At 72.2% G+C, this 26,535-nt stretch carries 22 protein-coding genes; 11 read left to right on the top strand and 11 right to left on the bottom strand.

Translation table 11 applies throughout. The features are described 5' to 3' along the window. The first annotated feature begins 2 nt into the window (after positions 1-2). Genes IEZ07_RS31695 through IEZ07_RS31705 form a run of 3 tightly spaced genes read left to right on the top strand, consistent with a single transcriptional unit; the run spans position 3 to position 3,244 of the window. Entirely contained in the window at positions 3-884 is an 882-nt protein-coding gene (locus tag IEZ07_RS31695; RefSeq protein ID WP_191898174.1) for a branched-chain amino acid ABC transporter permease, read from the top strand. Then, positions 881-1,954: a branched-chain amino acid ABC transporter permease gene (locus IEZ07_RS31700; RefSeq protein ID WP_239321123.1), complete on the top strand. Its 1,074-nt coding sequence runs from the start codon at positions 881-883 to the stop codon at positions 1,952-1,954. Before IEZ07_RS31695 ends, IEZ07_RS31700 begins: the two co-directional genes overlap by 4 nt. Positions 1,955-1,957: 3 nt before the next feature. After that, the gene (locus IEZ07_RS31705; protein ID WP_191898175.1) at positions 1,958-3,244 is read left to right on the top strand and encodes an ABC transporter substrate-binding protein; all 1,287 of its coding nucleotides are present in this window, start codon (positions 1,958-1,960) and stop codon (positions 3,242-3,244) included. A 48-nt stretch (positions 3,245-3,292) separates the two neighbouring features. Here IEZ07_RS31705 and IEZ07_RS31710 read toward each other — a convergent pair whose 3' ends face one another. Continuing rightward, positions 3,293-4,303, bottom strand: a complete 1,011-nt coding sequence (locus IEZ07_RS31710; RefSeq protein WP_191898176.1) for a YhjD/YihY/BrkB family envelope integrity protein — start codon at positions 4,301-4,303, stop codon at positions 3,293-3,295. A gap of 199 nt (positions 4,304-4,502) precedes the next feature. Here IEZ07_RS31710 and IEZ07_RS31715 point away from each other — a divergent pair, with 199 nt between their 5' ends. Continuing rightward, entirely contained in the window at positions 4,503-5,318 is an 816-nt protein-coding gene (locus tag IEZ07_RS31715; protein ID WP_191898177.1) for a siderophore-interacting protein, read from the top strand. 64 nt (positions 5,319-5,382) lie between these two features. Here the strand turns inward: IEZ07_RS31715 and IEZ07_RS31720 are convergent, their stop codons facing one another. Next, the gene (locus IEZ07_RS31720; protein WP_191898178.1) at positions 5,383-5,580 is read right to left on the bottom strand and encodes a hypothetical protein; all 198 of its coding nucleotides are present in this window, start codon (positions 5,578-5,580) and stop codon (positions 5,383-5,385) included. A 105-nt stretch (positions 5,581-5,685) separates the two neighbouring features. After that, the gene (locus tag IEZ07_RS31725; protein WP_191898179.1) at positions 5,686-8,667 is read right to left on the bottom strand and encodes a DUF6493 family protein; all 2,982 of its coding nucleotides are present in this window, start codon (positions 8,665-8,667) and stop codon (positions 5,686-5,688) included. A 30-nt stretch (positions 8,668-8,697) separates the two neighbouring features. Here IEZ07_RS31725 and IEZ07_RS31730 point away from each other — a divergent pair, with 30 nt between their 5' ends. Together IEZ07_RS31730 and IEZ07_RS31735 are read left to right on the top strand one after the other, a co-directional pair. Beyond that, entirely contained in the window at positions 8,698-8,880 is a 183-nt protein-coding gene (locus IEZ07_RS31730) for a hypothetical protein (RefSeq protein WP_191898180.1), read from the top strand. A 4-nt stretch (positions 8,881-8,884) separates the two neighbouring features. Beyond that, complete coding sequence (locus IEZ07_RS31735; protein ID WP_191898181.1) at positions 8,885-9,409, top strand: P-loop nucleotide/nucleoside kinase family protein; 525 nt, start codon at positions 8,885-8,887, stop codon at positions 9,407-9,409. Positions 9,410-9,514: 105 nt separating this feature from the next. On the opposite strand, the gene IEZ07_RS31740 is transcribed toward IEZ07_RS31735, so the two are convergent. The 3 genes from IEZ07_RS31740 to IEZ07_RS31750 are packed head-to-tail and all read right to left on the bottom strand — an operon-like array spanning position 9,515 to position 12,561. Beyond that, the gene (locus IEZ07_RS31740) at positions 9,515-10,612 is read right to left on the bottom strand and encodes a LacI family DNA-binding transcriptional regulator (RefSeq protein ID WP_068904282.1); all 1,098 of its coding nucleotides are present in this window, start codon (positions 10,610-10,612) and stop codon (positions 9,515-9,517) included. A gap of 16 nt (positions 10,613-10,628) precedes the next feature. Beyond that, positions 10,629-11,528 carry a PfkB family carbohydrate kinase gene (locus IEZ07_RS31745; protein ID WP_191898182.1) on the bottom strand — a complete coding sequence of 300 codons (900 nt, stop codon included), beginning with the start codon at positions 11,526-11,528 and terminating at the stop codon, positions 10,629-10,631. A gap of 31 nt (positions 11,529-11,559) precedes the next feature. Beyond that, entirely contained in the window at positions 11,560-12,561 is a 1,002-nt protein-coding gene (locus IEZ07_RS31750; RefSeq protein WP_191898183.1) for an SIS domain-containing protein, read from the bottom strand. A gap of 338 nt (positions 12,562-12,899) precedes the next feature. Here IEZ07_RS31750 and IEZ07_RS31755 point away from each other — a divergent pair, with 338 nt between their 5' ends. Genes IEZ07_RS31755 through IEZ07_RS31765 form a run of 3 tightly spaced genes read left to right on the top strand, consistent with a single transcriptional unit; the run spans position 12,900 to position 15,965 of the window. Beyond that, a complete protein-coding gene (locus IEZ07_RS31755) occupies positions 12,900-14,222 on the top strand; it encodes an ABC transporter substrate-binding protein (RefSeq protein ID WP_191898184.1) in 1,323 nt (440 codons plus the stop codon). A 25-nt stretch (positions 14,223-14,247) separates the two neighbouring features. Then, complete coding sequence (locus IEZ07_RS31760; RefSeq protein ID WP_191898185.1) at positions 14,248-15,135, top strand: carbohydrate ABC transporter permease; 888 nt, start codon at positions 14,248-14,250, stop codon at positions 15,133-15,135. Further along, on the top strand, positions 15,129-15,965 hold the full coding sequence (locus IEZ07_RS31765) for a carbohydrate ABC transporter permease (protein WP_068904293.1): 837 nt from the start codon (positions 15,129-15,131) through the stop codon (positions 15,963-15,965). The genes IEZ07_RS31760 and IEZ07_RS31765 overlap by 7 nt, the downstream gene beginning before the upstream one ends. 461 nt (positions 15,966-16,426) lie before the next feature. Here IEZ07_RS31765 and IEZ07_RS31770 read toward each other — a convergent pair whose 3' ends face one another. The 5 genes from IEZ07_RS31770 to IEZ07_RS31790 form a co-directional block, all read right to left on the bottom strand. After that, positions 16,427-17,158, bottom strand: a complete 732-nt coding sequence (locus IEZ07_RS31770) for a DUF7873 family protein (protein WP_191898186.1) — start codon at positions 17,156-17,158, stop codon at positions 16,427-16,429. A 274-nt stretch (positions 17,159-17,432) separates the two neighbouring features. Then, complete coding sequence (locus IEZ07_RS31775; RefSeq protein WP_191898187.1) at positions 17,433-18,311, bottom strand: MBL fold metallo-hydrolase; 879 nt, start codon at positions 18,309-18,311, stop codon at positions 17,433-17,435. Further along, positions 18,308-19,231, bottom strand: coding sequence for a GlxA family transcriptional regulator (locus IEZ07_RS31780; RefSeq protein WP_191898188.1), 924 nt, complete (start codon positions 19,229-19,231; stop codon positions 18,308-18,310). The genes IEZ07_RS31775 and IEZ07_RS31780 overlap by 4 nt, the downstream gene beginning before the upstream one ends. Positions 19,232-19,243: 12 nt before the next feature. Beyond that, on the bottom strand, positions 19,244-19,828 hold the full coding sequence (locus tag IEZ07_RS31785; protein ID WP_068904302.1) for a cysteine hydrolase family protein: 585 nt from the start codon (positions 19,826-19,828) through the stop codon (positions 19,244-19,246). 123 nt (positions 19,829-19,951) lie between these two features. After that, positions 19,952-21,883, bottom strand: a complete 1,932-nt coding sequence (locus tag IEZ07_RS31790; protein ID WP_191898189.1) for an AfsR/SARP family transcriptional regulator — start codon at positions 21,881-21,883, stop codon at positions 19,952-19,954. A gap of 290 nt (positions 21,884-22,173) precedes the next feature. On the opposite strand from IEZ07_RS31790, the gene IEZ07_RS31795 reads away from it, so the two are divergent. After that, positions 22,174-25,713: an amino acid adenylation domain-containing protein gene (locus IEZ07_RS31795; RefSeq protein ID WP_239321126.1), complete on the top strand. Its 3,540-nt coding sequence runs from the start codon at positions 22,174-22,176 to the stop codon at positions 25,711-25,713. Next, positions 25,710-26,474 (top strand): thioesterase II family protein, encoded by a 765-nt coding sequence (locus tag IEZ07_RS31800; protein WP_191898191.1) that lies wholly within the window; start codon positions 25,710-25,712, stop codon positions 26,472-26,474. The genes IEZ07_RS31795 and IEZ07_RS31800 overlap by 4 nt, the downstream gene beginning before the upstream one ends. Positions 26,475-26,535 lie beyond the last annotated feature (61 nt).

Below are 26,535 nucleotides of genomic sequence, written 5' to 3' on the forward strand. Positions count from 1 at the left end.
CCGTGGCCGGATTCCTGCAGCAGGTCATCGAGGGACTGGGCGCCGGCGCGATCTACGCCAGCCTGGCGCTGGCCCTGGTGCTCATCCACCGCTTCACCGGGATCGTCAACTTCGCCCAGGGCGAGCTGGCGATGTTCTCCACCTACGTCGCCTGGCAGTTCACCGCCGCGGGCCTGCCGTTCTGGGCGGCCCTGCCGCTCACGCTGGCGGTGTCCTTCGCCGGCGGCATGCTGATCGAGCGGGTCGTCATCCGCCCGGTGGAGGGCGCCCCCGAGCTGACCGTGGTGATCGTCACCGTAGGGCTGTTCATCTTCGTCAACGCCGCCGCCGGATGGATCTGGTCGTTCCTCATCAAGGACTTCCCGAACCCGTTCCCGGTCGGCGCGGTCGAGGCCGGCGGGCTCACCGTGAGCCATTCGACGCTGGGCGTGCTGGCCGTGGTCGGCGCGGTAATGGGCCTGCTGTACCTGCTGTTCCGGCACACCAAGGTCGGCCTGGGGATGCGCGCCGTGGCGGCCGATCCCGTCTCGGCCCGGCTGGTCGGCGTCCGGGTGGGCCGGACGCTCGCGCTCGGCTGGGGGCTGGCCGCCACCGTCGGCGCGGTCTCGGGCGTCCTGGTGGCCCCGCTGCTCTTCCTGGAGCCCAACATGATGGGCGGCGTCCTCATCTACGCCTTCGCCGCGGCGACCCTCGGCGGGTTCGACAGCCCGGGCGGCGCGGTGGTGGGGGGACTGGTCGTCGGCGTCGCCGAGACGCTCGCCGGCGCGTACGTCGGCTTCGTCGGATCCGACCTCAAGGTGGGCGTGCCGCTGGCCGTGATCCTCTGCGTGCTGCTGCTGCGGCCGCAGGGCCTGTTCGGGCGGGCGGCGGTGGAGCGGGCATGAGCGGGCCGGCGGAGACGGCAGGGGAGCCGATGACGGCGGAGAAATCGGAGACGGTGGGGAAGCCGGTGGCGGCGGGCCCGGCCGCCGGGCGACGCGGCGCCCTGGTCCGCGCCGTCACCGCGCACCGGGGGCGCCTCGCGGTGGCGGCGCTGCTGGCGGTGGCCTGCTACCTGCCGTTCCAGCTCGTGCCCTTCCACGTCTTCCAGCTCACCATGGTGCTGGTCTACGCGGTGGCGCTGCTCGGCCTGAACCTCCTCGTCGGCCACGCCGGTCAGATCTCCCTCGGCCACGGCGCCTTCTTCGCCGTGGGCGCCTACGGGACCGCGATCATGATCGACCGATGGGACGCGCCCCACCTGGCCACCCTGCCGGTCGCCGCCGCGGCGGCGTTCGCGCTCGGCCTGGCGTTCGGGCTGCCCGCCGTACGGCTGCACGGCCTCTACCTGGCCCTGGTGACGCTGGCGATCGCGGTCTTCCTGGTGCCGCTGCTCAAGCGGTTCGAGTCGGTGACCGGCGGCTCCATGGGGCTGACGCTCGGCAAACCGGCGCCGCCGGCGTGGACGGGGCTGGCCGAGGACCAGTGGCTGTACTTCCTGGCGCTGGCGGTGGCCGTCGTCACCTTCCTGCTGGCCCGCGGTCTGCTGCGCTCACGGGTCGGCCGCGCCCTGCACGCCGTCCGGGACGACGAGGCGGCGGCCGAGGTGATGGGCGTGCGGCTGTCGTTCCACAAGACGCTCGCCTTCGCCTGGAGCGCGATGTTCGCCGGAGCGGCCGGCTCCGTCTACACCTGGGTCATCGGGTTCGTCTCCCCGGACTCCTTCTCGGTCACGCTCTCGATCACCCTGCTGGCGGGCATCGTCGTCGGCGGCCTGGGATCCCTGGCGGGCCCGCTGCTCGGCGGTCTGTTCGTGATGTTCGTGCCGAGCATCTCCCAGGACGTCAACGAGGCCGCACCCGGCGTGGTCTTCGGGCTGCTGATCATCGCGGTGATGTACGTCGCGCCGGCCGGTCTCGCCGGGCTGGCGGCACGCCTGGCGCGCTCGACCATGAGGATCCTCCGGAAGGGGTAGGACATGCGGTTGTCTGCCATCGGCCGTACGGCGGTGACGGCGGGCCTGCTGCTCGCGGCGGCGGCCTGCGGAGGACGGGAGGACCCGGGAGCGGGAGCAGGGGCGACGACGGCCGCGGGCGGGTGCCAGGGCCAGCAGACCACCGGCATCACGGACACGGGCATCAAACTCGGCGGCATCTACCCGCTGTCGGGGCCGGCCTCCGCGTACGGCGCCATCCCCAAGGGCATCAAGGCGTACTTCGACTACGTCAACGCGGAGCAGAACGGGATCGGCGGACGCAAGGTCGAGTTCGTGGTGCGCGACGACGGATACCAGCCGCCCAAGGCCGTCGAGGAGGCCCGCAGGCTGGTCGAGCAGGAGCAGGTGTTCGCGCTCTTCCAGACGCTGGGCACCCCCTCGACGACGGCGACCTGGGACTACGCCGGGCAGCGGAAGGTGCCGCAGGTCTTCGTCGCGACCGGCGCGTCGAAGTGGGGCACCGACACGCGGCACCCGTGGACCATCGGCTGGCAGCCCAACTACGTCTCCGAGGCCCGCGTCTACGCGCAGTACCTGAAGCAGGAGCGGCCGGACGCCAAGGTCGCGGTGCTCTACCAGAACGACGACTTCGGCAAGGACCTGCTCGGCGGGTTCCGGAAGGCCATCGAGGGCAGCGGGATCACCGTGGTCGCGGAGCAGAGCTACGAGGTCTCCGACCCGAGCGTCGATCCCCAGATGCGCAACCTCGCCCAGTCCGGGGCCGACGTGCTGCTCAACGTGACGACGCCCAGGTTCGGCTCCCAGGCGCTGGCCGCCGACGCCAGGAACACGAAGTGGAACCCGCTGCACATCGTCAACAACGTCGCCGCCTCGATCACCGTGCTCCGGCCGGTGGGCTTCGAGAACGTGCAGGGCGTCGTCTCCGCCACCTACTACAAGGACCCCGTCGACCCGCAGTGGGAGAACGACCCGGAGATGACGCTCTACCGCGCGAAGCTGAAGCAGTACGCGCCCGACGCCGATCCGAGCGTCCCCTACCACGCCTTCGGCTGGGCGGTGGCCAGCAGCTTCCACAAGACGATGGAGGCGGCGAAGTGCCCGACGCGCGAAGGGCTGCGCGACTCCATGCGCAACCTCTCCGGAGTCGAGGTCGGCATGCTGCTGCCGGGGGTGACGATGAGCACCGGACCGGACGACGGCTTCCCCATCGAGTCCATGCGGCTCATGCGGTTCAAGGGCGAGCGGTGGGAGCTCTTCGGCGAGGTGATCGACACCCGCAGGGAGTTCGGCCCGCTGACGGCCGACTGACGGCCGACCGGCCTCCGACCGGCCGTCGGCCGGGCGGAGACCGCCGGTTCAGCGCACCCGCCGGGACCTGAGGTCGTACCGGCGGGGTGCGGTCCGCCGCGGACGTGCCTTGACCTCGGGGATCGCCGGGGCGTCGACGACCTCCGTACGCGGCTCGCCGACGCGCCGCCGGGTGGTCAGGTCGACGGCCGTGCCGTGACGGCCGGTCGCGGCGTGGGCGGCGGCGAACAGGATGAGCATGTTGAGCAGCTTGAGGAACAGCAGCATGCCCACCGCGCCCGCGACCACCTGGTACGCCGGGTTCGCCGAGCTGATGTTGAGGTAGACCTGCCCGACCGTCTTCAGCAGCTCCAGCCCGACCGTGATGACCAGGGCCGGCACGACGACGCGGCGGGGCGACAGGTGCAGCCGGGGCGTCAGTGTCAGCAGCGCCGTCGACAGCAGCAGGTTCACGCCGATGCCGAGGACGAAGGCGGCCGCCGACAGCGTCCAGCGCGCCGGCACCGCCTCGGTGCCGACCGTCGCCTCGATCAGCCAGGCCAGCGCGGTCTGGGCGCCGAACGACAGGGCCAGCGAGATCGACAGCAGCAGCCCGAGGGCGACCAGCACGCCCAGGTCGATGAGCCAGCGCAGGAAGAAGTTGCCGGGATACTGCTCCAGGCCCCAGACCGCGCGGATCGAGGAGCGCATGGAGTCGATCCAGAACAGGCCGGTCAGGGGGAGGCCGAACGAGGCGATCATCCCGGCCGTGTCGCGCGCGTCGCGCAGCGCCTGCACGTCCAGGCGCGGGAACGTGTCGCTCAGGTAGCGCTCCACCTCACCGATCGCGGCGGGCGTGTCCAGCACGTGGCCCATGATCACGAAGCCGAGCAGGGCCAGGGCGAAGGTGGCGTAGAACGCGTAGTAGGTCATCCCGGCCGAGAGGCGGCCCGCGTCGGTCCGGTCGTAGTGGACGCCGGCCCGGACGAGGTGGTCGAGCCAGCCGTGCCGGCGCCGCGCCCCGGCCCATCCTCTGGCGAACCCGCCGGTCCGCCGGCTCGTCCTCGCGGTGGCCGTCATGAACGCGCACTCTACCCACGGAAACGGGTTTCAGCGCTCCCTGCCCGACACAGTCCTGCCATCTCACCACGAATTAATTAGGATAGGCTATCCTAAGTAAATTTGCAGATCACCTGTGGCTTGCCACCGGAAGGGCCCTGCCCCGAGCGACTGCCGCGGTGCCGGGCGGGCCGACCTTCCCGAAGGGACTTCGAGAACCGTGACCCCGCCGCGCCCCGCCATCGTCCGCCACCCCCTCGCCTACCGGCTGCTCGAGGTCGGACGCGTCGTCCGGATCACCCCCCGTACCGTGCGCGTCACCCTGACAGGTCCCGAACTCGCGGGCTTCCGCGAGCAGGCGCCGACCGACCACGTGAAGCTCTGCTTCGCCGAGCCCGGCGCCGAGCTGCCGACAGCGCCCGTCATCGAGGACGACATGTGGGTGGACGCCCCCGTCAAGCCGATCACGCGCGACTACACCGTCCGCCACCACCGGCCCGAGGTCCTGGAGCTGGACGTGGACATGGTCGTGCACGGCGAGGGGGTGGGCTCCGCCTGGGCGGACCGCGCCGAGCCCGGCATGCGGATCGGGGTCCTCGGCCCGCGCGGTTCGCAGGTCGTGCCGCCGGTGTACGACTGGTACCTGCTGGCCGCGGACGAGACGGCGGTCCCTGCGCTGGGTCGCTGGCTGGAGGCGCTGCCCGCCGGGGTGAAGGCCGTCGCGTTCGCCGAGGTCTCCGGCCCGGAGGAGGAACAGCGGTTCGCCACCCGCACCGACCTGGCCCTGACCTGGCTGCACCGCGGCGACGCCGCCCCCGGCACGACCGACCTGCTGGAGCGGGCCGTCCGGGCGGCCGTCCTCCCGCCGGGCACGGGCTACGCCTGGGTGGCGGGTGAGGCGAACACCCTCAAGCCGATCCGCCGCCACCTGCGGCTGGAACGCGGGCTGGCCAAGGAGCAGGTCGACGTCGACGGCTACTGGAAGCGCGGGGAGACCGACCACGACCACCACGCCCAGGACGACGACACGGTGTGATCCCGCGGGGACGGGCGGACCCGGGGGCGCGGGGCCGCGCCCCCCGGTCAGGGACGGAACCGGATCACAGGTGGAACCAGTGGATACGGCGGCACGTCGTGCACACGAAACACGTCGCGTCGCGGTTGGCCCAGTCGAGGTTCATGAACGACATCCCCGTGGTCTGGAGCTTCCACCGGTGGTGTTCGAACAGCTCGCTCTGGCACGTGTCACAACTCAGGTTGCCGCCGTGGGGAAGCGTGACGGTCTGGGGATCCTTCATACGAGTGATGCTATCCACGCTTTCCATGCCTTCCCCGGCCTTCCGGGCGGCCGCCCCCGGAGGCCGAGGTCCGGCCGCCCACTGGGGTGAACGGCCGGACCGCGGTCAGCGGAGCCGGTCGCGCAGCCGTTCGCACTCCCGGGCGAAGCGGCTGCCGCGGCCGCTCGCCGCGAACGCCGACACGACCGGGATCTCACCGCGGGCCCCGGCCCAGACGGCCACGTCCGCGGCGAGCGCCACCGCCTCGGAGTGGGTGACGTTCGGCCGCTCGCCCTCGCCGGGCAGCAGGGGCGGCAGCATGCCCCGGAGGATCTCCCAGACCTGCCCGGGTGCTCCCCGGCGGGCGGCCTCGGCCAGGGCGGCGAGCACCGGGCGGGTCTCGAAGCGGGCCCGGCGGATCAGGAACGCGAGCTGGCGGCCCACCGCCTCGGCGGGCAGGTCCCCCCGGGACGCCATCCGCAGCAGCAGCGGCACCGCCTCCGCGTGCCGCGCGGCCAGGAAGTAGGCCAGGATGAGCGCGGTCGCGTCGCCGAGCGGGCCGTCCGCCTCGGCCAGGGCCGCCAGATGCGGCGGATCGACCGTCGGCCGGTTCCACCGGTGGAGCAGGTGGGGCAGATACTGGACGGCGACGACCTCGCGGTGCGACGGCAGCACCGACGGCCACCAGCCCATGCCCTCGCCGTGGTCCTCTCCGGACCAGTCCGGCACCTCGCGCAGCAACTCGTCGATGAGGTCGTGCCCGGTCGGCTCCGCGCGCAGCACCGGCACCAGCCGCGGCTCGCCGACGCGCTGACGGGGCTCGCGCTCCTCGAAGAGATGTCTGCGGCCGTCCTCGTGGTAACCCCACTTCACACCGGTCTCCGGATCGGGCGGACCGCCCGACGCCAGCCAGGCGGCGGCCTGCGCCGCGACCCGCGAGTCCACGCGCGCGGCGCGTCCGGCGGCGCCGGGGTGCGCGCCCCGGGGGAGCCGCAGCAGCGCCTGCTGCAGGTCGGCGGCGAGCGGGTCGGCGCCCGCGGCCGCGCACGTCTCCAACCGGTCCACCAGCACATCAGGGTGGAGGTGACCGGTCAGCACCGTGGGCGTCGCCAGCAGGACGGGCGGCAGCGCGTCCCGGCGCAGCGCCGTGTAGATCTCGCTGAGCCGGCGCAGCAGGAACAGGTGCGGCGGTGAGATCCACGAGGGCTCCGGGAGCCGGAGCCGCCGACGGAGCTCCACCGCGGGATCGGGTTCCCCGCGACCGCCGAACAGCGGCGAGTGACTCATGGAGGAGATGAACACGCTGTAGTCCGGCTCGTCGGGCCCGGGAGGGGGTTCGGGCAGGCCGTCGCGCAGCGCCGCCACCCGCTCGGGGGAGACCCCGGCCTCCTCGATCCCCCGGAAGATCTCGTCCCGCACGTGCCCGGGCAGGTCGGCGAAGGCGGGCCCGCCCTCTGCCCCGTCGTCCTCCGCCGTCTCCACCCGCTCGTCCGCGGGCACGGCGACGACGCTCACCGAGAAGCTCGCGCCCGCCCAGGGATCGACGGGCTCCGGATCGGGCACCCCGGGATCGGAACCGGGAGCGATCACCTCCTTGGCGAGGGCGGCGGTCCACTGCTCGCAGGAGGTCCAGCGCTCCCTGGCGTAGAGGCCCTCCCTGCCGTATCCCCGGGGAAGCGCGCCGCCGAAGACGGGCGCCAACGTCTCACGCAGGGCCGCGCGGTCGTGCCACGCCCCTGTGACGAAGGCGGCCAGCCACTGCTCGAGCTCCACCCAGCCGAGGCCGTACCGCTCGCCCGGGTGCAGGGCGGGGGAGGGGAAGGGGCCGGGCTCCGTGAGGACGGGCAGCACGGCGGGGACGAACGGCTCCGGCTCCTCCTCCTGCGCGGCCTCGCCGCCGAACGCCGCGGCCACCCGCGCGCCGAGCGCCGCAGGCAGCAGGGGGACGGCCCCGATGATCGGTTCCGGAGCGGCGCCGAACGCGGCGGCGCGCTTGAGCGCGATCTGGGCCGCGCGACCCTGGACGTCGTAGGAGGCGTGCGCGAACGCCGTGGCGAGCGCGGGCGCCAGCTCCCCGGCGCGCTCGGGTGCCCGCCGTACCTCCTCGTCCAGCCAGCTCAGCCCCGTGCGGGCCAGCTTCGCCTCGGCGCGGAAGGTCAGCGCGCCGATCGCCTCGGCGGTGTCGGCGGCGTCGTGCGGCCCGGTACGGCGCAGCCGGGCGAGCGCCAGCTCGGCCACCGGCCCGGGAGCGGCGGGCAGGAGCCGCAGGTAGTCGCGGGCCCGCTCGGCGGCCTCCTCGGGAGCCGGATCGACCAGCTCGTGCAGCCGGACGAAGAAGCGCAGGTCGAGGGCGTCACCGCCACGCAGGAAGCGGCTCACGCACCCGTCGAGGACCTCCTTGCGCGAGATCCGGCCGGACGCCAGGAGCCGCTGGAACAGGGAGAGCCACCGGGTGCGCGAGGGGGCCGACCGCTCATCCCGCAGGGCGCGGCCCGCTCCCTGCGCCTCGAAGATCCTGGGGAGCAGCGGCCCGATCAGCGGGTCGTCGTCGACCGCCGGGGCGGAGAGCCAGGCGACCACGAGCGGGTCGTGCTCGGGCGGCTCGCAACCGGAGTCGCGCAGCAGCGCGAGCGCCAGCGGGACGGCGGGATCGCGCACCGTGCGGATCCTCCCGGCGAGCCGGCGCGCCACCTCGCCCCGCCAGGCCGCGGTCCGGGTGGCCGTCACCCGGACCACGTCGGCGGGGTCCGGCTGCGGAGTCCACCGGCGGGCGAGCTCGCGGCGCGTCAGCCAGGCGGCCGCGGCGGCGGGACCGGTGATCGTGCCCGCGCCCGCGATCCGCAGCAGCGCTCCGAACTCGGCGACCGCGTCGTTCACCTCCCAGCGGATCTCCCTCAGTGCCCACTCGTCTTCCTCATCCCGGCGGCCGCCGTCCGATCGGCCCTCCCGGGCCAGCTGGGCGGCGGTCTCGCGCATCTCCTTGAGGAACTCCGGGAGCCGCCCTCCCACCTCGGCGCGCTCGGCCTCGGACAGCGTGGCCACGCGTTCGACCAGTCCCCTCATGTCGCGTTCGGTGATGAGGTCGCGCACCTCCTGCCAGGCGGTCACCGGTCCGCCTCCGCGGCGGCGCGGACCCGCGTGGTGCCCGCCGAGGGCAGGGCCCTGCCGCCGGACGTCGACAACCCCGGACGCCCGTTCATCAAGGTAGAAGGCGAGGCGTACCTGTACGCCTGCGTCGCACTCGTCATGGGCGGGACAGTAGAGATCGTCACCGACAAACCGAATGTTCCGGGCTCCACCGCGACCGCGCGGCTAGGCTGAGGCCGTGATCATCTGGTTGAACGGGACCTTCGGCGCGGGCAAGACGACCACCGCCGAAGAGCTCGCCGGGATCGTCCCGGGGGCGAGGGTCTTCGACGCCGAGTACGTGGGCTACATGCTGCGCGCCGTTCCGGGCCTGCCCGAGGTCCGGAACTTCCAGCAGTGGCCCCCGTGGCGCGGGCTGGTCGTGCAGACCGCCGTGCAGCTGCTCGCCTACCTCGGCGGTGTGCTCGTCATCCCGCAGACGGTCCTCGTCGAGGAGTACTGGACGGAGATCCGCCTCGGCCTGGAGAAGGCCGGCATCCCCGTCCACCACTTCGTGCTCCACAGCGACGACGACACCCTGATCCACCGGATCGAGACGGACGCCGTCGAGGCCGGAGCCCGGCAGTGGAGGCTCGACCATCTTCCGGACTACCGCCGGGCCCTGTCCTGGCTGAGCCGTGAGGCGCAGGTCGTCGACACGACCGGGATCCCGCCGGCCCAGGTCGCCCGGATCGTCGCGGCCCGTGCGGAGGCGGGGAGCTGACACTCCGGACGACCGTGAAGGCCGTGCTCCGCCGGCACCGCGGGCGGATCGGAACCCGCCGGAAGCCGGCGCGGGCGGCCCGGCGGGCCGCTCCGGCGCGGACGGTCAGGAACCGGGCGGCGGAGCGACCGAAGAGCGCACGACGAGGCGCGAACGGAGCGTGTGCATCGTCCGGGCGGGCTCGGCGCCGCCGATCGTGTCGAGGAGCACCTCGGCCGCCTTCGCGCCGAGCCGGTGCACGGGTTGCTCGATCATGGTCAGCGGCGGATCCATGACCGCCGCCCACGCGCTGTCGTCGAAGCCGATCAGCGCGACGTCGCGCGGGTAGGCGAGACCCGCCGCCCGCAGGGCCCGCAGGGCCCCCGTCACCGCCTCGGTCTCGGTGCAGAACAGCGCGGTCGTCCGGTCGGGGAGGGCGAGCATCCGTGCGACCTCCCGGGTCACCCGGTCCTCGGTCTTCCGGCCGACCATCACCAGTTCGGGGTCGAAGGGGATGCGTGCGTCGTCGAGCGCGTCGAGATAGCCGCGCAGGCGTTCGCCGTCGGTCCACAGGTTGCGGGACGCCTCCGCCAGCAGTTCCCGCCGCGTCGCGGGCACCTGCGCCGCGGGCGGTCCCCACACGAACCCGATGCGGCGGTGGCCGGCCTCGATGAGCGTCTCGACCGCCCCCCGCGCCGCGTCACGGTTGTCGATGACGACCGCGTCGAGGTCGAGCGAGGCGACCGCCCGGTCGACGAGGACGACGGGGATGCCGCGGTCCAGGGCCGCCTGGATGTGCGCGACCTCGCCCCGGCCGACCGCGGTCGACGCGATGATGACGCCGTCGACGCGCTTGTCGATGAGCACGTTCACCGCCGCGACCTCCTCCTCGAGGTCCTCGTAGGTGCTCAGCACGATCGTGTCGAACCCCCGGGCCCGGGAGGTGTCGGAGATGCCGCGCATCACCCCGGCGAAGAAGGGGTTGCCGATGTCGGCGAGGATCACCCCCAGGGTGTGGCTGACGCCGGTCGACACGCTGCGGGCGAGTGCGTTCGCACGGTAGCCGAGCCTGTCGGCCGCCGCCAGCACCCGTTCCCGCAGCTCCGCGCTGACGTATCCGTACCCGCCGAGCGTGCGCGCCGCGGTCGCTCGGCCGACACCGGCCTCGGCGGCCACCTCGGAGATCGTCGGTTGCGCCGGTGTCTCGTCCCGGTCAGACGGCATGGGTCGCGCCCCTCCCTCATTCCTCGTGTCCGGAGGCTCGCCACATGCTAGCCACGGCGGGACGGCCGCGGCCGAACGCGCCTTCGACGAAGCACTGCTCGTAGGCCGTGCGCGCTCCCGCGTGCAACGCGTCCTCGATCATGCGGCGCCGCGGCGGGGCGTCCGGAGCCCAGCCGTCGTGCAGCAGCGAGACCGCGAAACCGGCGAGGAAGGCGTCACCGCAGCCCATCGTGTCGACGATCCCCCGCGGGCCCGCCACCCGGAGCGCCGGGGCGGTGAGGGTGACACGGCCGTCGCAGGCGATCGCCCCGTCCACGCCGCGGGTGGCGAGCGCGATCCCCGCGCCCCGCCGTACGGCCTCGGCCAGGAGGCCGCGGGTGGCGGCCTCGTCGAGGTGCGAGCACGACAGGAGCACCAGGTCGGCGTGGGGGCAGACCCGGTCGAGGTAGGCGGGGGTGCGGAACTCCTCCTCGCTGGAGAGGTCGAAGCTCACCAGCGGGCCGAGCCCGGCCAGCTTCGGCAGCTCGCTCTCGCTGCGGGAGTACACGCTCGAGTGCACCAGGCCGAAGGAGGAGACGTAGGCGAGCAGCCCGCCGTCGAGCACCAGGGGCTCCCGCACCGTGACCCCGCCGCCGTTCCAGCCGAGGAAGACGCGGTCGCCGTCGTCGACGCGCAGCAGGGACAGGCCGGTCTCACCGGTCCGCACGACGCAGCGGTCGACGGCGACCCCCTCGGCGGCGATCGCCTCGCCCAGGAAGCGGCCGAGGTCGTCGTCGCCGAAGACCCCGAGGTAGGCGGCTTCGAGACCGAGGCGGCGGGCGTAGACGGCGACGTTCACGCTGTTGCCGCCCGGATAGTCGGTGCCGCGGTCGACGAACCGGTCGACGATGTTGTCGCCGAAGCCGAGGACTCTCATGGATTCTCCTGTGCGCGGGCGGGGGCGGTGCTCAGTAGTCCATGACGCGGTAGTAGCGGCGCAGGTCGAGCGAGTGGTCGCGGACCCGCTCCAGGTGCTTGCTGACCCGGCCGAGGACGGTGTCGAGCACCAGCGGGGCGACCAGGCCGCGGAACTCGGGGCTGATCCCCTCCAGCGGGTAGTCGCGGGTGTCGAAGACGGTGACGTCCTTGCAGACGCGCCTGGCGAAGGACTCCACGCGGTCGGTGAGCGCGCGCGTCTCGTCCTCGCCCTGGAAGATGACGACGCTCGTGTCCTCCTCGATCAGCTCCAGGGAGCCGTGGAAGAACTCGGCGCTGTGCACCCGGGTGGTGCGCAGCCACTGCATCTCCTCGAGGATGCACATGGAGTACAGGTAGGTGAACCCCCACAGGTTCCCGCCGCCGACCAGGAAGTGGTAGTCGGTCTCCTTGTGCGCCTCGGCGAAGGCGGCCGCGACCGGGTCGGCCTGCCTGGCCACCTGGACCAGGATCTCCGGCAGGCCTGCGAGCTCGTCGGCGAGCCTGCCGTAGCCGTCGAACTCGCCGCGCCGCTCCAGCAGCCGGCCCATGAACAGCAGCATCTGCGCGTCGAAGGGCCAGGCCTTCGGCTCGGAGACGAGGGCGACGTCGACCTCCCGGGCGACGGGGGAGTCGGGGTAGCCGGTGAGGCCGACGGTGCGGACGCCCCTGGCCCGGCAGTACCCGATCGCGCGGACGACGTCGTCCGTCGTGCCCGAGACCGAGGGGAAGACCGCCACGGAGCGCTCGCCGAGGGACGCGTCACCGGAGGCGATCAGCTCCGCCGCGATCACGGCGCGCACCGGGAAGGCGGAGGAGCGCCGAGCGAGGTGCTCGTACGGCCACATCTGGGCGTAGGTGCCGCCCGCGCCGACGAGGAAGAGGTTGTCGAACCCCTCGTCCACGAGTCGGTCGACCAGTCCCTCGATCTGCGGGCGCAGCGCCACGGTGCTGGCCATCTGCCGGAGGAATTCCGGCTCGTCGAATCGGAGCATCTTCTCGTCCTTTCGGGGGCGCGCTTGCGGCCGGTGCCGCTCTGTGACCTGATACCGGTATCACGCGGAGGTCACGCTGGCACAGGCCGGTGTGCGCCGTCAACACCTTCTTCTCCGTAGTGATCCCTTCTCTGCTGTTCACAGCGGATCAGATGAGCGGGTGCCGCCTCGAGCTCTCCGCAAAAGATCTTGTGCTTGGGTCTGGTACCGGTATCAGAACGTCTGTACAGTCGGCCCACACCAAGCGCTTCGTGTCGCAGACCTCCACGGCGGATCCGAGGTGCCCCGCACCGGCGGTCCTCTTTCCCCGAGAGAACCCCGAGAGAAAGGAAGAGCCCATGCGCTCTCGCGCGCTGACGACGTTCGCGGTACTCGTCGGGACCTCGGTGCTCACCCTCGCCGGCTGCGCCGGCGAGCCGGCGGCGAAGGCGCCCGCGGTCGACGCCGCGGCCGTCCCGGAGTTCTCCGGGACGCTGAGCGTCCTGACCAAGTTCGCCGGAGACTCCCTGAGTCCCTACTTCGAGGGCGTCGTCGCCGACTACCGGAAGATGCACCCCGAGGTGGAGGTCGAGCTCATCCAGGAGACCGACCAGAGCGTCAAGGACAAGACCAAGACCCTGACCGCGTCGAACGCCCTGCCCGACATCTACTTCAGCTGGACGGGCGACTGGGCGGAGAACTTCGTCCGCGGCGGCCTGGCGGCGGACCTGACCGCGGTGATCGGCCCCGGCACCCCGTGGGGCGCGACCTTCAGCCCGGCGGCGCTGTCGGCGTTCGCCTACGACGGCAGGTACTACGGGGTCCCGCTCTACAACAACGGCAAGTTCATGGGCTACAACAAGGCCGCCTTCGACAAGGCCGGGGTGAAGGTGCCCGCCTCCTTCGAGGAACTCCTGGCGAGCTGCGCCCCGCTGCGCGAGGCCGGGTACGAGCCAGTCACCTTCGGCAACAAGGACGGCTGGCCGGCCCTGCACTACCTGCAGCAGCTGTTCGCCTACCACGTGCCGGGCGACGTCCTGAACGCCGACTTCGACCCCGGGACGGCCAAGCTCGACCACCCCGGCTACGTCACCGCGCTCAAGCAGTTCAAGACCCTCGTCGACGACTGCACCGACACCCGCGACGGCACCAACGGCGTGCTCTACAGCACCGCGCAGGAGAAGTTCCTCAACGGCAAGGCCGCGATGTACTACCAGGAGATCCTGGAGTTCGCGAACGTCACCGGCGAGCGGGAGCTCAAGCCGGAGGACTTCGGCATCTTCCCGCTGCCGGTCCCGCAGGGCGCCGCCGGCGACCCCCGGGCGATCGAGGGCGCGCCCGAGGGCTACCTGATCAACGCCAGGTCGCCGCGCGTGGCGCTCGCCGTCGACTTCATGAAGTTCGTCACCAGCCGGGAGAACGCGGAGAAGCTCTCCGCCGCGCCGTACGCCCAGCCCAGCACCGTCGTCGGGGCCGTCACCGCCGAGACCTCCGGCAAGGCCGTCTTCGAGGGCATCGAGATGGTCAACAAGGCCTCGAAGCTGACCGTGTGGCTGGACATGGTGACCGTCCCGGAGGTGGCCGACGCGTGGTTGGCGGGCGGCGAGGCCCTCATCACCGGCAGCTCGACCCCGGAGAAGGTGCTCGAGAGCGTGCGCCGGGCCTCGGCGGCGGCCAAGTAGCCGCGGCCGGAGGGAGGACAAGCCGGTGCGCGCCATCGTGCGGAGGACACTCGGGTTCGCGTGGGTCGTCCCGGCCCTGGTGCTGGTGGGGGTCTTCGTCTACCTGCCGCTCGCGCAGAACCTGTGGTTCAGCACCCTCGAGTGGGACATCTACAGCGGGAGCCGGGAGTACATCGGGCTCGACAACTACGGCAGGCTCCTGCAGGACCCGGTCTTCTGGTCCTCGTTCGGCAACAACCTGCTGTACGCGGCGGTCTCCATCGCCGTCCAGGTGTTCGGGGCGCTCGTGCTCGCGGCGCTGATCGAGAGCATCCGGAGCGAGCGGTGGCGGCGCGGCCTGCGGGCGGTCTACTTCCTCCCCTCGGCGATCTCGCTGACCGTCGCGGGCCTGCTCTTCTACTTCGTCTACGAGCCGAGCCTGGGCCCGCTCAACCACCTGCTCCGCTCGGTGGGGCTGGGGGAGCTCGCCCAGGCCTGGCTGGGCCAGGAGAGCACCGCGATGAACGCGATCATCGCGATGAGCCAGTGGCAGGGCTTCGGCTACTCGACCCTGCTGTTCGCCGTCGCGATCCAGCGCATCCCCGCCGAGATCCACGGCGCGGCGGCCATCGACGGCGTCGGGCCGATCCGCCGCTTCTTCCACGTGACGCTCCCGCTGGTGCGGGAGATGACCGGGCTGATGGCGATCGTGACCGTCTCCGGGTCGTTCCAGGTGTTCAACGAGGTCATGGTGATGACCGGCGGCGGGCCGAACAACTCGACGCAGGTGCTGGGGACCTGGCTGTACCGCAGCGGATTCGTCCGCAACGACTTCGGCTACGCCGCCGCCATCGCGACGGTGCTCTTCGTGATCACACTGGGCATCGCCCTGTTGCAGCTGTGGTTCACCCACAGGAGAAGGGTGGAATGGTGAGTCGCCTGAGCTTCCTCGGGGTGATCGTCCGCGTGTTCATGTGGGCCTTCCTCCTCGGCCTCGCGGTGGTCGTGCTCTATCCGCTGCTGTGGATGCTGCTCAACGGGTTCAAGACCAACGCCGAGCTCTTCGGGAACCCCTTCGCCCTCCCCGTCGACTGGAGCTTCGACAACTACCGCAAGGCGTGGAACCGGGGGGTGAGCGACTACCTGACCACCAGCGTGCTCGTCACCGTGACGTCCACGGTCGCCACCGTGTTCGTCAGCGCCTGGGCGGCCTACGGGCTGACCCGGGTACGGATCCCGATGAACCGGACGGTCACCGCGCTGATCCTCGGCGGGCTCATGCTCGCCCCCACCGTGGCGCTCGTGCCGCTGGTGAAGATGTTCCAGTCGATGGGCCTGTACAACAGCTTCTGGGCGCTGCTCATCCTGTACACGGCCTTCCGCGTCCCGTTCACCACCTTCCTCCTGCGCGCCTACATGATCGACCTGCCGCGCGAGGTCGACGAGGCCGCCGAGATGGACGGCGCCGGCCGGTGGACCGCCTTCTGGCGGATCACCCTGCCCATGTGCAAGCCGATCATCACCTCGACGGTCCTGCTGCACATCCTGTTCACCTGGAACGAGTACCTCTTCGCGATGGTCTTCACCAGCGGCAGCGGCGTGCAGACCCTGCCGGTGGGGCTGACGAGCCTGATGAGCAAGCACGGCACCGAGTTCCCCGTGGTCTTCGCGGGCATGGCGATCGCCGCGGTCCCGGTGGTGCTGCTGTTCTTCCTCGGGCAGCGCTACATCGTCAGAGGACTCGCCGACGGGATCGGGAAGTGACCACGTCACAGGTGCGCGCGGGACGGACGGGCAGGCGAACGGGCGTCCGCTCCCGCGGTGACACGCCGGAGAAGGAGCGACCCCCGGGCACCTATCCGTGTCCCCGGGGGTCTGTCGAAGCCGCCACATCACGGCGCCAGCGGCGTTTAAGAGCGTGGATCAGCCGTAACGACGTTGCGCTCTGCCATTGAGCCACCGGTGCACGGTAGAGCACCGAGCCGGATTCGAACCGGCATCTCAACGATCACAGTCCACCTCGGTCGATCTGGCGCTCGACGGCGATGCTGATTCTGGAGCGAGAGTCTGAGTTTGATCGGCTGCCTCTACCGGTTGGGCTACCCGGGCCCGCTCGTGCCCGGGGGAGGAGTCGAACCTCCGCTGTCACCGTCGTTCAGTCTGACGTTCATCTTCAGCTTGCGCTCCTCGCGCACCCGTCCGCTCAGGGACGGGGGTTCATGGGGCTACCCGAGCAGATAGCCGAACACGGTCTCACCGATCCGCCGGTCGGTGATCTCGATGCCGTTGGCCTCCTCGCGGGCGTACTTCACCGCGTCCTGGAGCTTCTGGACCCTGCCCAGAAGCTCGTTGACACGGCGCTGCGGCAGCGCACCGGAGAACGACACCTTCGTCCAGTAGCCGACGACGACGTCCTCGTTGTAGACCTGCACCTGCGCCGGGTGCTTGTCGGTCGCCTCGGACAGGACATGGTTGCGGGGGACCTTCTTGGTGCGGGTGGTCTTGACCGGCTCGGTCCGCCAGGTGTCGGTGTTCTCGTCCAGCGTCCAGGTCTCGGACGGGTCGAGCGTCGGCAGCTTGGCGATGAACGTGTGCAGGTCGGTCAGCTGCTTCTCCAGGAACAGCAGATACGTCACCGGCACGTCGGCCAGCAGAACGGTTCCGTCGATCCTGACGTCCGCCCTGGCCTCGCAGTTCGCCCAGTCCTTCGTCGCGGTGACGTCGAACAGCCGGGTCAGAGTCGCTCCGACGTCCTTGAGAACGCCCTCGGCCTGGACCTGGACCTTGGCGGACTCGGGCGGAAGCTGCTCACCCTCGTCGTCGATCGGCTGGTAGGACCGGGAGATGCCCGACAGCAGCGGCGTCTTCTGGATCGTGTGATACGCGTCGGTCACCTTGCGCTGGACGTCGGACTTGACGCCCTTCTCGACGGCGAGGATCTGGTTGAGCTTGGTCACGGCAAGAGGCTAGTCCCATTTCGTACGGTGCCACACCTGAATATTTGGTTCTTTCGGAAAGTCGGCTTCATGCGCCACTGTCCGAGGGTGGAGATCGGAAACCGGGCTCCGCCCGCACGGCGCCGTCGTGCGGAGCCGAAGCCTGCGGCCGGCCGGGATCCGAGCTCCGAGCGGCTCTGATGCTGTGCCGGGCGAGCAGGCGGACGGAGAGTCGCAGGTGGCGTTCGTTCTGACGGCGGCGCACCGGGCCGCAGGTCCGGCGCGCCCGTGCCGCTCACGGGTTCGGCCAGAGGACGAAGAGGGGGCAGGCGCGCCGGCGGGGCCGGTCGCCGATCTCCTCGATCGCCGCACGGATCTCGCGCAGGTGCCCGGTGGTCAACTGCAGCGGGGGCTCGTCGGGCTGGTAGGTGGTGCGGATCGGGTAGTCCATGCCCGGCTGCCGGGTCATCTCGATGTGGCAGCCGAGCACGTGGGTGACCGGCCGGCGGTCGCAGAAGTCGATCAGGCGGTCGATGCTCCGGGTGAAGGCGGGCCAGTCCTGGATGTAGAGGCGGCCCGGGTAGACCGTGTCGCCGGTGAGCAGGAACCCGGTCCACCGGTCGTAGAAGGTGACCGCCGCCTCGTGGTGGCCCGGGGTGGCCAGACACTCCAGCGCGCGGCCGCCCAGGTCGACCCGGGCCACGGCGTCGGGGTCCCCGCCGAACCCGAAGTACTCCCAGGCGGTGGCCAGGTCCGCGCCGACCACCGTGGTGTCGGGGCGGTCGGCGAACTGGGCGTCGCCGGCGACGTGGTCGCCGTGCGGATGGGTGTGCAGCACCAGCAGGTGGTACTCCTCCCGGGGATGGCGGGCGAGCCAGCCGGTGACGAGTTCGTCGACCACCCGGCGCAGGGGGAAGAACTCGGCCGACGCCGTGGCGCCGGTGTCGATCAGCACCGCCCGTGCGTTCCCGAACAGCAGGAACAGGAACGGCGCCTCGTAGTCGATCGCCATGTTCTGCCGCAGGATGAACGTGTGCTCGTCGTACGCGTGGACCTGGATGTCCGGATCGGTGTTGTGCTTGGCCGACGGTGAGCCGTGAATCCACCGGACGTCCAGCGCACGGGGCTGCGGAGTCGCCCCGGTGAAGTCGATCAGGGGTGTGCCTGCGTTCATGACGCCTCCTTCGAGTGCATTGTCCTGCCGGGCCGGGCGCGGAGCCTGCGCAGTGCCCGGGCGTCTTCGAATCCCACCGCGCGCGCGGCGGTCTCAGCCGTGGCGCCCCTCTCGAGGAGGTGCCCGGCGCGCTCCAGCCGCAGGGCGGTCTGGTAGGCCAGTGGGGTGAGGCCGGTCGCCCGGCTGAACAGCCTGGTCACGGTCCGTTCGCTGCAGCCGGTGGCCTCGGCGAGCAGCCTCAGCGGCAGCCGCTCGGCGAAGCGGGTCTCGATCAGGTCCTGGAGGCGGTGAACCGTCTCGTCCACGTGCGAACGCCACCGCAGCAGCGGGCTGACCTGCTCCGCCGTACCGTCGCGGTGCATGTGGACGAGCATGGCGCGGGCCGCCTCCCCGGCGGTGCGGGGTCCGTGGCGTGCGGCGACCAGGTGCAGCGCGGCGTCGATTCCGCCGGCCACGCCCGCCGAGGTGACGATCCGGTCGTCCTCGACGTACAGCGCGTCCTTCACGACCTCCGCCCGCGGATGGAGGCGGGCGAGCTCGTCCTGGACGGTGTGGTGGGTCGTGCAGCGGCGGCCGTCGAGCAGTCCGGCGCGGCCCAGCGCGTCGGCGCCCGCGCACACGCCGGCGACCGTGCCGCCCGACGCGTGGTGGTCGCGCAGGCGCCGCAACGTCCCGGCGCTCGCCGGTCGGGTCGGGCCCCGCCAGCCGGGCACGACGATCAGATCGTCGGGGGCGAGGGACGGCCAGGCGGTCTCCGCCCGCAGGACGAGCCCTTGGACGGTGGCGACCTCGGGCTCCTCGGCGACGTAGGTGAGGGTGTAGGGGTGGCCGAGGTCGCCGGCGGTGGAGAAGACCTGGGCGGGCCCGGCCACGTCGAGGAGATGCACCCGCGGGACGAGCAGGAAGACGACTCGGGGCACGGCCGGCACCTCCTAGTTCCCGGTGAGCTCGTCCACGGTCCTGATGGTGGCGAAACGGCCCGACAGAGCGTACGCGGTGCGGGAGATGATCTCGTCCACGCCGAGGGTGCGGGGGTCCCGGACGAGTTCGCCGAAGGGCGCGTCGTCCGGGGCGTCGCGGTGCGGGATGGGCGTGGTCGCGGTGGCGTCGATGGCGAAGTCGACCTCGAAGCCCAGATCGGAGGCGAGGCGGGCGGTGGTCTCGCAGCACTGCTCGGTCCGGATGCCGCAGACGGTCAGCCTCCTGACGCCGCGCAGGGTGAGGAACCGGTGCAGGCCGGTGGTGGTGAAGGCGTTGTGCGCGGTCTTGGTGAGGACCGGCTCGCCGTCGAGCGGCCGGATGCCGTCCATCAGGCGGACGAATCCGCGGGCCGGGTCGAAGACGGAGCCCGACCCGGGGCGCGAGCCGAGCACCCACACGACCGCGTCCCCCGCGTTCCTGGCGGCGGCGGCAAGGCGGTTGACCTGGTGCACGATGTCCGGCCGCGAGGTGTGCCGCCAGTCGGGGAGCTGAAGGAAGGAGTTCTGGACGTCGATGACGACGAGGGCGCTGGTCATGCCCTCCAGCCTGACGATCAGGGGCCGCGGGCTGAAGGCGTCATCCGGTCGGCGTCCGGACCGATCCGGACAGTCCGCCGCGCTCCGGCCCCGGACGGATGCGCGGCGGGTGGCCGACGAGCGTCACCGGGCCGCGCAGCCGCTCCGGGGAGCTCCGGGGCCGGGCCCGGTGCGACGGGTTCCGAAGCGGTACAGGCGAGCCGGTCTGCCGTTCTCGGGGTGGGAGAGCCGTACCGGGTCCAGGCCGAGGGCGAACGACCGGGCCAGGTCGTCGAGGCGGTAGTGAACCTGACCGGCCCGGCCGGAGCCGACCACCGAGGCGAACCCGGCCTCGACGAGGGTGTCGAGGTGGTCGCCGGCGACGGTGTGGTCGAGGCCGCAGACGGCGGCGACGGTACCGGCCGAGAACTCGACCGGCCCCAGCTTGGCCAGCGCGGACAGCGTCCGCCGGGTCTCCTCCCCGAGCCGGCCGTGGCTCTGCTCCAGGCCGTCCCGCACGGTCAGGTCCCCGATGCTCAACTCGCCCAGCCGGCGGCGCTCGTCGCGCAGCAGGGCGACCAGCTTGACGAGCGGCCAGTGGGGGCGGGCGGCCAGGCGGGCCCCGCAGATGCGCACCGCCAGGGGCAGCCCGCCGCACAGGTGGACCAGTTCGACCGCGGCGTCGGGCTCGGCGGCCACCCGCTCGTGACCGGCGATGCTCGCCAGCAGCTGGACGGCGTGGTCCTCGCGGAGCCGGTCGAGGTCCACGATCTTCGCGCCGCCGACGGCGCCCATCCGGTGCCGGCTGGTGATGAGCACCGAGCAGGGGGAGGAGCCCGGGAGCAGCGGTCTCACCTGGGTCTCCCGCGCGGCGTCGTCCAGGACCACCAGGAGGCGGCGGCCGCTGACCAGGCTGCGGTAGAGGGCCGTGCGTTCGGCCAGGTCGTCCGGGACGTCGTGCTTGCCGACCCCGAGTGCGCGCAGGAACCGTCCGAGCACGCGGGCGGGGCATTCGGGGGCGGAGGTGGTGCCCCCCAGGTCGGCGTAGAGCTGGCCGTCGGAGTAGGCCGGCATCAGCCGGTGGGCGACGTGCACGGCCAGGGTGGTCTTGCCGACTCCGGCGGGGCCGGTGACGCCCGCGACCAGCGTGGCCGGTCGCTCCGGGTCGTCGAGCAGACCGCCGAGATGGTCGAGGAGCGTGGCGGTCGCCTTCTCCCGCCCCGCGAAGTCGGCGATGTCGGCCGGGATCTGGCGGGGGGCGAGCCGGTGTCTCCAGCCCTTGCCGGAGGCCGGATCGGCCGGAGGCGGCTGCGGGGGGTCCTGGGCCAGCACGGTGAAGTAGGCGCGCTGCACCTCCGCGCTGGGAGCGACGCCCAGTTCGTCGGCCAGCCGCGATCTCAGCCGCTCGTACTCCATGAGCGCCTCGGCGGGCCGGCCGCAGGCGGCGTAGAGCTCGATCAGCCGCGCGTGCAGCGGCTCGTCGAACGGCCGGGACCAGGCCAGCGCGCGGGTCCTGGACAGCAGCAGGTCGGGAGTCTGCAGGGAGATGGCGAGCGCGGCCAGCCTCTGCAGGCACATGGCGTGGTCGTCGTCCAGCGTCTGTACCGCCGGATCCTCCCGTATCTCCTCGGGGGCGCCGTCCAGGACGGGGCCGCGCCACTCCTCGAGCGCGTTCATCAGGGCGGCCATGCGCTGGTGGGGGTCGAGCCCGGCGGCGTCGGAGTCGGCGGCCAGGGCGGCGCGGAACCGGGCGGCGTCGACGTAGTGGTCCGGCAGGCGCAGCCGGTAGCCGCCGTCGGCGTGGTCGATGGACGCCACCCCGCGGGCTTCGTCGTGCAGCCAGGAGCGCAACCGGGACACGGCGGTGCGCAGGGCGATCGTGCTGCTGGCGCCGGGCCCCCACACCTGTTCCAGCAGCCGTCCTTCGGCGACGGCCTCGCCGTTGTGCAGGAGGAGGACGGCCAGGAGCATCCGGGGGTGACGGGCGGGCAGTGCCACCGTCACCCCGTCCAGGGTGAAGCGGAGCGGTCCAAGGACCTGGAAGTTGTGAACGGGAACAGTTTCGTCAGCGGTCATGGCTGTTCCTCCGCCTTGGACCCTTCGTGAGATCGTCACGAAAAGGTCACTCTTAGCGATATGTGGCCGCGATTGCGGGCGCCGCAATCTTACGGCTAATGATCCGAAATGCCCCGCCTTTAGCGTTCCCTGTGTCAGCGGGCCGCGAGACGTGCCTCGGGGGTTATGCGAGGTGGCACGGGTTACCGGCGAATCCAGATCGTTAGCAAAATGCAGGAATTGCGGTAATGCAACACATTGTAACCAGCCGATTCCTCGACGTTGTAAGCGGAAGTCCCGGCCGTATTGCGGTGTATTCAGGTGACTCTCCGTTAACCTACGCGGAGCTGTCTCTGACGGCCGGGGGGATCCAGCGGCTCGTCGCCGCGTCGGGGGGACACGCGGGAGCACGCGTCGGCCTGCTGCTCGGCCATGACGCGAGCACCATCGCCGCGATCATGGGCGCCCTGCTCTCCGGCTGCGCCTACGTCCCGCTGGACCCCTCGTATCCGGCGCCGCGGCTGGCGTACATGCTCGGCGACGCCGATGTGGCCGTGCTGGTCACGACCCGTGCGCACGAGACGCTCGCCCGCACCCTCCTCGCCGGCCGGCACCGCCCGGTGGTCTTCGTCGAGGACGCGACGCCGGCGACGCCGACGGCCACGCCGGTCGAACCGGACGGCCTCGCCTACCTGCGCTACACCTCCGGATCCACCGGCACGCCCAAAGGAGTGGCGCAGAGCCACCGCAACCTCATGCACTGCGTCGGCAACCAGGTCGAAAGCCTCTCGATCACCTCCGGCGACCGGCTCAGCCTGCTCGCCTCGGTCAGCTTCGACGCCTCCGTACCGGACATCTACCCCGCGCTGCTGACCGGCGCGACCCTGGTGCCGATCGACGTCCGCGCCCTCGGACCGGGCGAGCTGGTACGCCGCCTGGCCGACCGGGAGGTGACCGTCTACCACTCCACTCCGACGCTCTACCGGTACGTGCTCGACGCCCTCGGACCGGCCGGGCGACTGCCCTCCGTGCGCGCCGTACTGCTCGGCGGGGAGCGGGTGACCAGGTCCGACGTGACCGCGGGCCGGGGACGTTTCGCCGACGCCTGCCTGTTCGTGAACGGCTACGGCGCGACCGAGGCCACCTTCGTCACGCACCACCGGACCACTTTCGACTCGCCCGAATTCGCCCCGGACGCCGAGCCGGGCACCGAGCCGGCGTCCGGCTCCGGGTTGCCGACCGATCCGGCGGCCGGTCCTCTGGTGCCGATCGGCCGTCCGCTGCCGGGCTACGAGACGGTGCTGCTGAACCCCGACGGGGACGAGGGCGAGATCGCCATTCGCAGCCCCCACCTGGCACTGGGGTACTGGCGGGACCCGGAACGCACCGCCGAACGGTTCACCGCCGACGACGACGGCAGGCGGATCTACCGCACCGGGGACCTCGGCCGGAGGCTGCCCGACGGCACCCTGGTCTGCCTGGGCAGGCTGGACCGGCAGATCAAGGTGCGCGGGTTCCGCGTCGAACCGGCCGAGGTGGAGACGCACCTGACGGGACGGCCCGGGGTGGCCCGAGCCGTTGTCACGCTCCACGGCGACCGGCTCGTGGCCCACGTCCAGCCCGCCGAAGGGGCGGTCCTGGACCCGGCCGCCCTGAGGCGGACCGCGGCCGAGACCCTTCCGGACCACCTGGTGCCCGCGGTGATCGTCGTGCTCGACACGATGCCGCTCACCCCGACCGGCAAGGTGGACGTCCGGGCCCTGCCCGCGCCCGGGACCGCCCGCGCGGGCGAACGCCCGGCCACATCCGCCGAAACCGCGGTGCACGACGCCTGGTGCGACGTACTCGGGGTGACCCGGGTCGGGGTGACCGACCCGTTCTTCGACGCCGGCGGGCACTCCCTGCTGCTCGGGCGGCTCCAGCAGCGGCTGACCGACGTGCTCGGGACGCCGGTGCCGATGATGGCGCTGTTCGAGCACACCACGGTGCGGGCGCAGGCCCGCCTCCTGGCCGCGCCACCGGCCGCGGGCCCCACCACCGGTCCCCGCACCTCCGGTACGGGCGGCTCTCTCACCTCCGGCACGAGCGGCCTGGGCGATCTCGAAGGCCCGGGTGGTCCCGGTGATCCCGAAGAGCCCGCCGATCTCGCCGATCTCGACGAGTCCGACGAGCCCGGTGAGTTCGACGATCACATCGCGGTGGTCGGTCTGGGCTGCCGGTTCCCCGGCGCGCCCGATCCGGCGGCGTTCTGGTCCGTGCTGTCCGACGGAGTGGACGCCGTCCACGACTACTCCGATGCGGAACTGCGCGAGCTGGGCATCGGTACGGCACTGCTCGCCGACCCCGCGCACGTGAGAGCCGGAGGCAGGCTGGACGGAGTGGAGGACTTCGACGCGGAGTTCTTCGGATTCACCCCCGACGAGGCGGCCCGCACCGACCCGCAGCACCGGCTGTTCCTGGAGACGGCGTGGGAGGCCCTGGAGGACGCCGGATGCGATCCGGACCGGTTCGACGGCCAGATCGGCGTGTTCACCTCCACCTCCGCCAACCGGTACTTCCTGTTCCACCTGTTCGGCAACCCCGCCGCGGGCGCCCCCGACGACCCCGACGACTGGGAGGGGCGGATCCTGCCCCACCAGCGCTCCGACCACCTGCCGGGGCAGGTCGCCTACCGGTTCGGCCTGACCGGCCCGGCGGTCGCCGTGCAGAGCGCCTGCTCCAGCTCCCTGGTCGCGGTGTGCATGGCCGCCCAGAGCCTCGCCGACCACCGCTGCGATCTCGCCCTCGCCGGCGGCGTCACCGTCACCTGGCCCCGGCACCGGCACACCCCCGGCGGGATGGTCTCTCCCGACGGCCGGTGCCGGGCGTTCGACGCCGCGGCCGACGGTTCCGGTTTCTCCAGCGGCAGCGGCGTGGTGGCGCTGAAACGGCTCGCCGACGCCGTCGCCGACGGCGACCACGTGTACGCCGTCATCCCCGGATGGGCGGTCGGCAACGACGGCGCCGCCCGGGCGGGCTTCGCCGTACCGGGGCTGACCGGGCAGGCGGCCACGGTGGCCGAGGCCCTCGGTGACGCGGGGATCCCCCCCGACGAGATCGGCATGGTGGAGGCGCACGGCAGCGGCACGCCGCTGGGGGACGCCATCGAGGTCGAGGCGCTGACCCGGGCCTTCCGCGCGGCCGGCGCGCGGGGCACCGGTTACTGCGCGCTGGGCTCGGTCAAGACCAACATCGGCCACACCGACGCCGCCTCCGGGATCGCGGGGTTCATCAAGGCGGTCCTGTCGGTACGGCACGGGAAGATCCCCGGCAACCTGCACGTCGGCTCGCCCCACCCGCAGCTCGACCTGGACCGCGGACCGTTCCACCTGCCCGCCAAGACGACGGACTGGCCGGGCGGCCGCAGGCGGGTGGCCGGGGTCAGCGCGATCGGCATCGGGGGAACCGGCGCGCACGTCCTGGTGGCCGAAGCGCCGCCACGGCCGTCGGCCCCGGCGCCCGCCCCCGGCGCCCGGTACCTGCTCCCGGTCTCCGCCCGTTCACCCCGGGCGCTCCGCGCCGCGGTCGCACGGCTCCGCGACCACCTGGCCGCCGACCCGGAGCTGCGGATCGCCGACGTGGCGCACACCCTGACGGCAGGACGCCGTTCCTTCGCCCACCGGGTCGTCGTGGAATGCCGCGACCTGGCCGAGGCGATCACGGCGCTGGACCCCGATCGGCTGCCCTCCTCGGCCGTCGCGCCGGAGACGCCGCCGTCCGGCTCCGCCGTACCGGGACGGCGGATACCGCTGCCCACCTACCCCTTCCAACGGCAGCGCCACTGGATCGACCCGCCGGGAGGCACCCGATGAACACCTTGACGGCCCGCTGGTTCCGGTGCCCGCGACCGCTGCCCCAGGCGGGGGTCCGGCTGTTCTGCCTGCCGTACGCCGGTGCGGGCGCGGGGGTGTTCCACCCGTGGCCCGCCTCCTTCGCCCCCGGCGTGGAGGTCCTGGCCGTCCAGCCGCCGGGAAGGGAGAACAGGATCGCCGAACCGCCCGAGATCGACCTGGACGAGCTGACCGCCGCGGTCGCCGGCGCCGTGACCGCCGACGGACGTCCCTACGCGGTGTACGGGCACTCGCTGGGCGCGCGGCTCGCGTTCGAGGCGGTGCGGCGGCTGCGCCGGGCCGGTGCGCCGCTGCCGGTGCGGTTGTACGCGGGCGCCGCACGCGCGCCGCACCTGCACGGATCCGGTGCGTTCGACGGGCTCTCCCGCGTCTCCGACGACGAACTGGTGGCCCGGGTGGTGGCCGGGGGCGGCGTACCCGAGGCGGTCGCCGGCGAGCCCGAACTGCTGGAGCTGCTGCTGCCCGCGCTGCGGGCGGACTTCACCTGGCTGGACGGCTACGAGTACCGTCCCGAACCGCCGCTGCCGGTACCGATCGTGGCCTTCGCCGGCGCGCTCGACCGCGCGGTTCAGGTGGAGCAGTCGGCCGGCTGGGAGCGGCACACCACCGCCGGATTCGTCCTGCACCGCATCGACGGCGGCCACTTCTTCATCCACGACCGCCTGACGGAACTGGCCGCCCTCCTCAAAGCGGACCTCATGACCGCGGGGGGTGCGCGGTGACGAAGGTGGGTCTGGGTGGGACGGGTTGGTCGGTGTGGTCGGATGCGTTGCTGCGGACGAC

Source organism: Planomonospora parontospora (assembly GCA_014647935.1).
Lineage (GTDB): Bacteria > Actinomycetota > Actinomycetes > Streptosporangiales > Streptosporangiaceae > Planomonospora > Planomonospora parontospora.